This is a genomic window from Aquiflexum sp. (genome assembly GCF_041751335.1).
In the GTDB taxonomy this organism is placed as follows: Bacteria; Bacteroidota; Bacteroidia; order Cytophagales; family Cyclobacteriaceae; genus Aquiflexum.
Map to the genome: position 1 here is coordinate 1 of NZ_JBGSXS010000360.1, position 9,397 is coordinate 9,397.

Below are 9,397 nucleotides of genomic sequence, written 5' to 3' on the forward strand. Positions count from 1 at the left end.
TTCTATGGTTTTTTCCAGGTCATATACGGGTGACTGTATAATTCCCCAACCGTCCTTTTTCAGCACCCGGTTGATTTCACTGCAGGCCAATAGGTCATCATCCACATGTTCCAAAACGTGGTTGCAGAATACCACATCAAAACTCTCATCCTCAAATGGAATCTGATGCACATCCATTTTGACTTTTGCCAAAGGGGACTCAAGGTCAGCAGTGATATATTCCAAGTTGAGCAATGCTTCCATCCGGTCAATAAAGCACAATTCAGGTGCTATGTGGAGGACTTTTAATTTTGCGGAAAAAAAATCAGTTTCTTTCTGTAAAAACAGCCACATTAACCTGTGACGCTCCAAAGCAAGGCACTTAGGGCAAAGCGCATTTTCCCTGGCTTTTCTTCCATAAGGAAGGAATTTGCGGAAAGAATGCCCGCAGACATTGCAGGTCACATTTTTCCCGCTGTAGAAAACCGCCATAACCCTTAGGAAAAAATGGGAAACCAATTGGAGATATTTCCTTGGGATATACCTGATTACAAAACTGATAATGGATTTCATGAATATGTTTTTGGGGATTTAATAAAGGGTTATGGCCTTCTGATTTCCGCAATTTATCAAAATCCTGTCAAACCTAAACCATGGATTTTCCTTAAAATCTTATATAATGTATATTCCTTTAGTGGTTTTATAACTTTCTTATTGGGGGATATCCAAGTTCATTATACCGTAAATTTACATCTCCACTTTAATAGAATGTCATGCAGAAAAAAAACATATATATATTGATTGGTATTGTAGCTTCAATAGCATTGCTCTTTTATCTCTTTTCAAGCGGAGGTGTTGAGGATGGATTTGATATTATTGCAAAGGTGAAGAAAGGGGATTTCAGAGTCGAAATCACCACTTCCGGAGAATTACAGGCCCTTAATTCCGTGGAAATCTTAGGACCTGTAGAAGCGAGGCGCTACAGGGTTGGAAATATGACCATTGAATCGATGGTGGATGAAGGCACAGTTGTCAAGCAAGGGGAGTTTATAGCTTCTTTGGATAAGACGGAATTATTCGGGCGATTGGAAGACAAGCGTATTGAACTCGAACAGGACAAAGCTTTATATGAGCAGACCCAATTGGACACTTCTTTGGTTTTAAGGCAAGAAAGAGACAATCTGATTAACCTCGAATACGAAGTTGGGGCAATGAAGCTTGTATTGGAACAATCAGAATTTGAACCACCTGCCATTATCAAACAAAATGAGTATGCTTACGAAAAAGCCAAAAGGGATTTTGAGCAGGCCAAGGAAAGATATAGGATAAAAACATTGCAAGAAAGAGCCAGAATGGTGGAAGTTGGTGCTCGATTGAGAGAAGTCCAAAATGAAGTGTCACAAATTCAGGCCGTTCTTGAAAAGTTTACAGTTACAGCCCCCCAAAACGGGATGGTGATATATGTACAAGGAAGGGGTGGAAAGGTTAAAGAAGGTTCGCAGATCAGCAGCTGGAATCCAGTAGTGGCAACATTACCAGACTTATCCTCCATGCAGAGTGTGACCTATGTCAATGAAGTAGATATCAGGAAAGTAAAAGTTGGTCAAAAGGTGGAATTGGGTTTGGATGCATTCCCAGAAAAAAAATATACTGGCGAGGTAATCAAAGTGGCAAATGTGGGTCAGCAGCGGCCTAATTCTGATGCCAAAGTTTTTGAGGTTATTGTCAAAGTAAATGAGAGTGATCCTTCCATGCGTCCTTCTATGACAACAAGTAATTCTACTGTGATTGAACAATTGGAAAATGTTATTTATATTCCTTTAGAAGCTATTAATGTGCAAAGCGATAGTATCAATTATGTCTATTTATCCAACAGAAAAAAGCAGGAAGTGAAATTGGGCTTGGCAAATACCAATGATGTTGTGATAGAATTGGGATTAAGTGAAGGTCAGAACCTCTATCTTTCCACCCCTGACTGGTCAGAAAATATGGCTATCAATCTTTTAGATGAATTGAACGGGAAAAGAAATCCAGACCTAAGTTTATCAGTTTCGGAAAATACAACGGAACCCGAAGTGAGGAATACAAGAAGAGGAAGGTCAACCCAAGATAACGACTAAAGGTTTATGTTTGATGAAAGACTATTAGCAAATTTTCAAATTGCATTAGAAGCTGTAATAGCCAATAAACTACGGTCACTTTTAACGGCACTCGGAATAATTTTTGGTGTGGGCGCAGTAATAGCCATGCTGGCCATAGGTAACGGAGCCCAGCAGGAAATTCTGGAACAAATACGCTTGGTAGGTGTAAACAATATTGTCATAGAGCCTGTATTTGAACAAGTAGAGCAAACCTTAGATGCACAAGGAGACCTTGAAGCTGAAAGGGGTAAATTTTCACCCGGATTAAAATTAAGTGATGTTGATGCGATTTCAGAGATGATACCTGGAGTAAAAAACATCAGTCCCGAAATCATACTGGAAACCCACTTGGTCAAAAGTGGAATAAGGAGGTCCGCCAAACTAGTTGGCATTACTCCTGCCTACTTTGAGGTGCTGGATTTTCACCTTAGGGAGGGCAAGATGTTCAGCCAAAACAACATGATCAATGGAGATCCTGTCTGTATCATAGGAAGGTCAGTGCAGACCAAATTTTTTTCAAAAGAAAGCCCAATTGGTAAGAAGATAAAAAGCGGTAGCCAATGGCTGGAAGTGATCGGGGTCATGGAAGAAAGATTGATTTCCGAACAAAGCATTTCCAAATTGGGCATAAGGGATTTCAATATGGATGTTTATGTCCCCATTCAGTCTATGTTAATCCGCTTTAAAAACAGGGATCTGGTGACCGGATATAGTATCATGAATGAAGACTCTGAAAATGTTCTCACCAAAAATTACCATCAGATAGACAAAATAGTGGTTCAGGTGGAAGAAAGTGAGTCACTGAATCCCACCGCTGAGGTAATTGCCAAATTATTGGAAAGAAGACATAATATGGTAGTTGATTTTGAAATAACAATTCCCGAGCTTTTATTGAAGCAGCAACAGCGGACACAAAACATTTTTAACTTGGTATTGGGAGCCATTGCTGGGATATCATTGTTAGTCGGCGGTATTGGGATCATGAACATCATGTTGGCCTCAGTGATGGAAAGAATTAAAGAAATCGGCCTAAGACTTTCGTTAGGTGCAAAAAAATCCGATATTGTCAATCAATTTCTATTTGAAGCAGTCATGATCAGTATATCAGGAGGAATAATCGGAGTAGCCTTGGGGATTTTTCTCGCCTATTTGGTATCTAACCTAGGTGATTTCCCAACGATAGTTACCATTCCATCCATCATACTTTCATTTGGAGTAGCCGCTACCGTGGGTTTGGTGTTTGGCATAGCTCCGGCAAGAAAGGCTGCAAGTCAGGACCCTATAACTTCTTTAAGATATGAATAAATGTTTTTATCGTGGTATCATCTTTGGATTGATGATGCTTGCACCTATTGTTGGTTTTGCCCAGGAAAAATTGACCTACACGTTAGATGAGCTGGTCTTTCGTGCCAAATCGAGATCACCTGCGGCACTCAGGGCAGAGACCAGGCAGGAAAATCGATATTGGGAATACCGATTTTTCAGGTCAAATTACAATCCCCAGTTGAGGCTTGGAGGGACAATACCGGGGTTTTCACAATCATTTAACAATATTGTTCAGCCTGATGGATCTGTCGAGTTCAGGGAAGTCAGACAAAATCTGATGGATCTGGAATTGGGAATGGAACAGCAAATTGCAGCCACCGGAGGTACTATTTCCATTAACTCCTCTACCAACAGGTTTGATAATTTTCTTGCCCCGGAAGGTACAGCCCAGACAAGGTGGAGCGGTGTACCGGTCAATGTACGTTTGAGTCAGCCCATTTTTGCTTTCAATCCGCTCAAATGGGATAAAAAAATCGAACCCTTGCGCTATGAAGAAAGCAAAAGGGAGTATGTGGAGGAAATGGAAAGCATCAGCCGAAGAGTGACCGAACTCTTTTTTGATTTTCTGGTCGCTCAGGTCAATCTGGATATAGCTACCAAGAATTTACAAAATACCCAGGAAATTTTAAAGATTGAGCAAGGAAGATATAATATAGGAACAACATACGAGGATAAATTGCTTCAGGTGGAGTTGCAGGTGCTACAAGCCAGGCAGGATCTTGCCCAAGCGAGATTGGATATGGAGACCAATTCCTTGGTCCTTAAATCTTTTGTGGGTTTGAACGAGGCAGCAGAACTGACATTGATCCCCCCTGCTGAAGTCAAGGAAATCCTGATCAATGTAGAGGAAGCACTTGAATATGCTTTTCAAAACCGGTCAGAGGCATTGGGATTTGATGTCAGGCGGCTACAGGCAGAAGCCAATATGGCGCAGGCCCGGGGAGACCGATTCAATATGTCACTTAATGCTAGCTATGGTCTGAACAATGCCGCCCTGAACTGGCAGGATATTTATACAGATCCAAATAGGCAGACCCTCGTGAGATTAGGTTTTTTTGTACCGGTTCTCGATTGGGGAAGGAACAAAGCCAGGATGGGACAGGCTGCTGCTTCTAAGAAATTGGTAGAATATACTGTAGAGCAGGATATGATCAACTTTGAGCAGGAAATATTCACTAAGGTGAGAAATTTTGCCATGTTGAAAGACCGCTTGGAAATCACCAAAAAATCAGATGAAGTTGCTGATAAGAGGTACGAAATTTCGTTAAGAAGGTATCAGAATGGCAATGTCACCATTACTGACCTCAACATTGCTCAACAGGAAAAAGATCAGAACCGAAGGGCCTACATAGTGGCTTTGAGAGATTATTGGACTGCGTATTATGAAATGCGGGAACTGACACTGTATGATTTCGAAAGCAAGCAGTTGTTGTATGTGCCTTCGGAGGACTAGGGGTTGGGGAGAAGCGAGAGATTAGAAGCGAGAAGCGAGAGTTTAGAGATGAGAAGCGAGAATCAAGAACCGAGAGCCAAGATTGAGGAATTTGGGCGAATTTGAAATAGAAGGAAGTTTTTTGGAGGGACAAAGTTTTTTGTCAAAACAGTTTGTTTTCACCTTAGGTCTCATGTCTAACGTCCTGCGCCTCAAGTATCTTCAGACTTTCCCTTAGACAACCTCCCCGCCTTTTTCAACGCCTCATAGACAATCCATTCGATCTGTCCGTTGGTACTGCGGAATTCATCTGCGGCCCATTTTTCGACAGCCTTCATCATCTTTTCGTCCAAGCGGAGTGCGAATGGTTTTTTAACGGACATTTTACGCTGATTTTAATTCTTCAAACTGTTTGATGGCTTTTTGCATTTCTTCCGGTTTTTGAGTTCCAATCAGAAACTTCTTATCCTTCAAAGTGACAATCAGACCATGCTTTCCACCTACATTATATCCCCACATGGCAAAGTTGAATCGGATTCCCCAACCTCCAAACTTTGTCAGTGAGTTGTATTCTATCAACTCTAATTTTTTAATTTGATCGGTGCTGTATTTCCTTTGGCTGATTAATGGAAAATAGCTAAAAGACAATCCATTTTCATCAATTCGGGTCTTCAATTGAAGGCTTACAAAAAGCATGAACACCAATCCCAAAATTATGATAGGAATAATAATATCCCAACCTTCAACAGGTTGGGTGAAGATTCCATAAAATGTAATTCCAGTGACCAAAACCAAAATGGCCCAGATCCAAGTTTGATTGAATCGCTGTGTTTCTCTAAAGATAAATTTTGCCATTTTATTTGAATCTAATTTGTAGTATTAAAGGTTGGTTTTTGCATCCAACTATCTATGATTTTTTGGATTTCAATAGGCTTGTGAGTACTGAAAACCAGTTTTTTCTTTGCCATTTTAACTTCTATAACATGATCAGCAAAGAAAATATAAGCTCTGGTTTTTCTGGAAAACCTGACTCCTACACCACCATATTCCAATAAACCATTCATTTTCTTGACTTCTATGGATTCCATTTCTTCAGGACTGATTTTGATCCATCGGTTAAGAAAGGGAGGATTTCTGTATGATAAACCATCGGTGGTCAACCTTAACTCCAACCTGATATTCATCAATAGCCAGAACATCAAAACCATGATACCGGCAACAAAACCAATTACAATTGGGCCATCATCTCCTAATTTGCCTGTTTGCCATAAAACGAACAAAAGAACCAGGGTAGGCAATTCCAATAGTATAATTCCATACATAAGAATTGAACCTCGAAACCCCTGAACTTCATTGACTACCATATAGGGTTATTGATTGAGTGTTCCCACATTCAGCACCGGACTTGCAGATCGATCGGAGCAAAGTACTACCATCAGGTTGCTGACCATGGCTGCCTTTTTCTCTTCTTCAAATTCAATGATTCCTTTGATTTTCAGATCTTCCAAAGCCATTTCTACCATACCCACTGCGCCATCCACTATTTTCCTTCTTGCTGCTACTATGGCAGTAGCCTGCTGTCTTTGAAGCATGGCTGATGCTATTTCCTGAGAATAAGCCAAATGGGAAATTCTCGCTTCGATGACTTTTATGCCAGCGTGATGCAAGCGTTCTGAAATTTCAGCTTCTAAGGAATGATTGACATCTTCCACACCAGATCTTAGTGTGATTTCAGCATTTTCAGCTTCAAAATCATCATAAGGGTATTTACCCGCCATTTTTCTAACCGCAGCATCTGACTGTAAGTGAATGAAGTTTTCATAATCTTCGACTTCAAATGTAGCTTTGAAAGTATCCTCTACTTGCCATACAACTATGGTACCCACCATGACTGGATTACCGATCTTGTCATTTACTTTCAAAGGCTTGTTTTCAAAATTCCTTACCCTAAGGGAAATTTTGTTTTTAGTCATAAATGGGTTTACCCAAAAGAATCCATTGGCTTTGACGGTTCCTTTATAGGCGCCGAAGAGGATCAGTACCATGGCCTTGTTTGGTTGAAGGGTAAAAAATCCGGGAAGAATCAGGATAAATCCCACCCCTAAAATAAGTCCAAGAATATGTATTTCATTGATAAATGAAAATGCAGTGGCCGGAATCAGGGCTATCGCCACCAAAACCATTAAATAGCCAGAGAAAGGTTTTATGATTTTTTCCATATTGTTATGATATTAAAATGATATCAATGCAATATACATTGTTGTTGGAATAAAAGTTACTTATCGGGGAATTTTTTTTTAAAATAGTTTAGTTTTTTGGCAGAACCAGAGCAGGATATTTAAACAACGAAACACAGGAAGCCATTTAATGATTAATAACTCCGAAAGCATATCTCTTAGGTCAAAACCTTCGAGGTCAAAAAAAGACCTCAAAGGTTAATAAGCCCAGTAAATCCTTCCCGATTCTGTTCTGAGTAATCTCGAATCCTGAAACTTACCTATCACCTCTAATTTTTCGCTAAGGTTGGAAGCGTCAAAGGTATAGCTGTCGGCAAAATTTTCCCTGATCATCAGCCCCACATTTTCTTCCAATGATTCAAATGCAGACAATTCATAGGTAAGTAAGTTTTCAAAAATATATCCACTTGTTCCATCAGGCAACATGACCCTAAACCAATCATTGATTTTTGCCTGAAGTCGTATGATCTCGTTTTGAGATAGGTTTTGGGTTATCGTACTTTGGGTATTGGGTTGGTTTCTCAGATTGGCGGTTGCCACTCGTATCCGGGCAAACTGACCCAAATGTATGGAATCGGCCACCGAATGGGAATTGGTCAATGTTACAGTTTCAAAAAACGGATAGGGATCAACTGCACCCCTTCTGTAAATCCCAAAATGTAAATGTGGTGCTATGGTAATGGCATTTCCTGTATTCCCTACCGTCCCCAACGTATCACCTACTTTGACGCTCTGGCCCCTGTTGACCAATTGACTGTCCAGATGGGCATAATAAAAAGAGTATCCGTCATGGCTGACACTTACAGTTTTTCCACCTAGGTTATTCACGCCTACACTCCTTACTCTCCCAGGGCTGACAGTGGTGACCGGTGTGCCTCTAGGTGCAAAGACATCCACACCTTCATGGACTCTTCTGCCTCCATCACGTTGAACCCCAAAAAATGAGGCAATAGATCGATAGTTTTTGCCACTGATTGGAAATGCCAAGGTAGGGTTTTGTTGGATGGTGATTTCCACCAGGCCACCTCGAAATAATTCAGGTTGAATCCTTAATCCTAACCTGCCCGAATTCCTGACCTGAAATTCGAGCCTGTTGGTGTCTTTGGCAAATTGGATGTTTTTGGGGTCACTTTGCCCCATTTCATACAGATCAATAAAAAACCTCGAATCAGGATTAGAAATCAGATCAACCTGAACTGAAATCAACTGTCCTTCTTTTGTCCCAAATTCCATGTAAATGGCCTTAGGTTGGTTTTTGTCAAAATGGGAGATTTCCCGGTAAGGAATTTTGATCTCGATAGGAGAGGAAAGTGCCACCTCTCCTGCATGAACCCACTCTCTGACAATTGCAGCATTGTCAAACTCTGAAGATTGGAGAAAGGTCCTGTACTGATCATAAGGATTACTAGGCCCTAGTAATTGTTTTATACTAGTCCCCTTGCAACCTAATAATAAAATAGCGAAAATGATAAATAAGGTTAATGACCTGGTATTCATACTTTAGCTAAATGCAAATACCGTGCGCTTTGGGTAGACCTTTGGGGTTTTCAAAACCCCGAAGGTCTTTTTATATCAATTTGCACCTGAAAAATCCTAAAGATCTTTTTTTGATTTACCACATAGAATCATAGAGCACGCAGTTTTTGAGTTATTTTCAATTTTATAGCCTATTAAAATTCTGAGCCGACCTATGTGTATGTGGTAAAAAAATAACCCTGCAAGAAAGAAATTCTTATTCCTGCAAGGTCAACTTATTCTTTATTTCGGCCTTCATTATTAAACATTCTTAATTTCGAATACAGAACACTGAATTTCGAATAATGAAGTACCGTAAATCTAAAATCTATAATCTAAAATCAAGTCAACATCGCCCCATCCACCTGAAGCACCTGACCGGAAATGTAAGAACTCATATCGGAACCCAAAAACACACAGGCGTTGGCCACTTCTTCGGGTTGCCCGCCACGCTTCATTGGAATACCATCTCTCCAGCCCTGAACTGTTTTTTCATCCAATACCCCAGTCATCTCAGTTTCGATAAATCCCGGGGCAACGGCATTGGACCGGATATTTCTTGATCCCAATTCCAGGGCAACAGATTTGGTAAAGCCGATGATTCCTGATTTGGATGCTGCATAATTGGCTTGGCCTGCGTTGCCTTTGATACCTACCACCGAGGTGATATTAATTATAGAACCGCTTTTGGCTTTCATCATAGGGCGGGTGGCAGCTTTTACGGTGTTGAAACAGGATTTGAGGTTGACGCCTATCACTTCATCCCA

General features: G+C 40.6%; 10 protein-coding genes. 3 read left to right on the plus strand and 7 right to left on the minus strand.

All coding sequences use genetic code 11. The features are described from left to right. Positions 1-552: class I SAM-dependent methyltransferase (locus ACEW8U_RS19640; RefSeq protein ID WP_373523760.1), on the minus strand; the 552-nt coding region annotated here is incomplete at its 3' end. A gap of 200 nt (positions 553-752) precedes the next feature. Between ACEW8U_RS19640 and ACEW8U_RS19645 the strand changes: the two genes are divergently transcribed. The 3 genes from ACEW8U_RS19645 to ACEW8U_RS19655 are packed head-to-tail and all read left to right on the plus strand — an operon-like array spanning position 753 to position 4,899. After that, positions 753-2,099, plus strand: coding sequence for an efflux RND transporter periplasmic adaptor subunit (locus ACEW8U_RS19645; protein WP_373523761.1), 1,347 nt, complete (start codon positions 753-755; stop codon positions 2,097-2,099). Positions 2,100-2,105: 6 nt separating this feature from the next. Continuing rightward, positions 2,106-3,425 (plus strand): ABC transporter permease, encoded by a 1,320-nt coding sequence (locus ACEW8U_RS19650; protein WP_373523762.1) that lies wholly within the window; start codon positions 2,106-2,108, stop codon positions 3,423-3,425. Beyond that, positions 3,418-4,899, plus strand: a complete 1,482-nt coding sequence (locus ACEW8U_RS19655) for a TolC family protein (protein WP_373523763.1) — start codon at positions 3,418-3,420, stop codon at positions 4,897-4,899. Before ACEW8U_RS19650 ends, ACEW8U_RS19655 begins: the two co-directional genes overlap by 8 nt. A 191-nt stretch (positions 4,900-5,090) precedes the next feature. Here the strand turns inward: ACEW8U_RS19655 and ACEW8U_RS19660 are convergent, their stop codons facing one another. The 6 genes from ACEW8U_RS19660 to ACEW8U_RS19685 all read right to left on the minus strand — a co-directional run. Beyond that, entirely contained in the window at positions 5,091-5,261 is a 171-nt protein-coding gene (locus tag ACEW8U_RS19660) for an Arc family DNA-binding protein (protein WP_373523764.1), read from the minus strand. Position 5,262: 1 nt separating this feature from the next. Beyond that, positions 5,263-5,733, minus strand: a complete 471-nt coding sequence (locus tag ACEW8U_RS19665; protein ID WP_373523765.1) for a hypothetical protein — start codon at positions 5,731-5,733, stop codon at positions 5,263-5,265. Between the two features lie 11 nt (positions 5,734-5,744). After that, the gene (locus ACEW8U_RS19670; RefSeq protein ID WP_373523766.1) at positions 5,745-6,200 is read right to left on the minus strand and encodes a hypothetical protein; all 456 of its coding nucleotides are present in this window, start codon (positions 6,198-6,200) and stop codon (positions 5,745-5,747) included. A 48-nt stretch (positions 6,201-6,248) separates the two neighbouring features. After that, positions 6,249-7,097: an SPFH domain-containing protein gene (locus ACEW8U_RS19675; protein WP_373523767.1), complete on the minus strand. Its 849-nt coding sequence runs from the start codon at positions 7,095-7,097 to the stop codon at positions 6,249-6,251. A 216-nt stretch (positions 7,098-7,313) separates the two neighbouring features. Beyond that, positions 7,314-8,612: a peptidoglycan DD-metalloendopeptidase family protein gene (locus ACEW8U_RS19680; protein ID WP_373523768.1), complete on the minus strand. Its 1,299-nt coding sequence runs from the start codon at positions 8,610-8,612 to the stop codon at positions 7,314-7,316. A 359-nt stretch (positions 8,613-8,971) separates the two neighbouring features. Next, the coding region (locus ACEW8U_RS19685) for an SDR family oxidoreductase (RefSeq protein ID WP_373523769.1) at positions 8,972-9,397 on the minus strand (426 nt) is incomplete at its 5' end.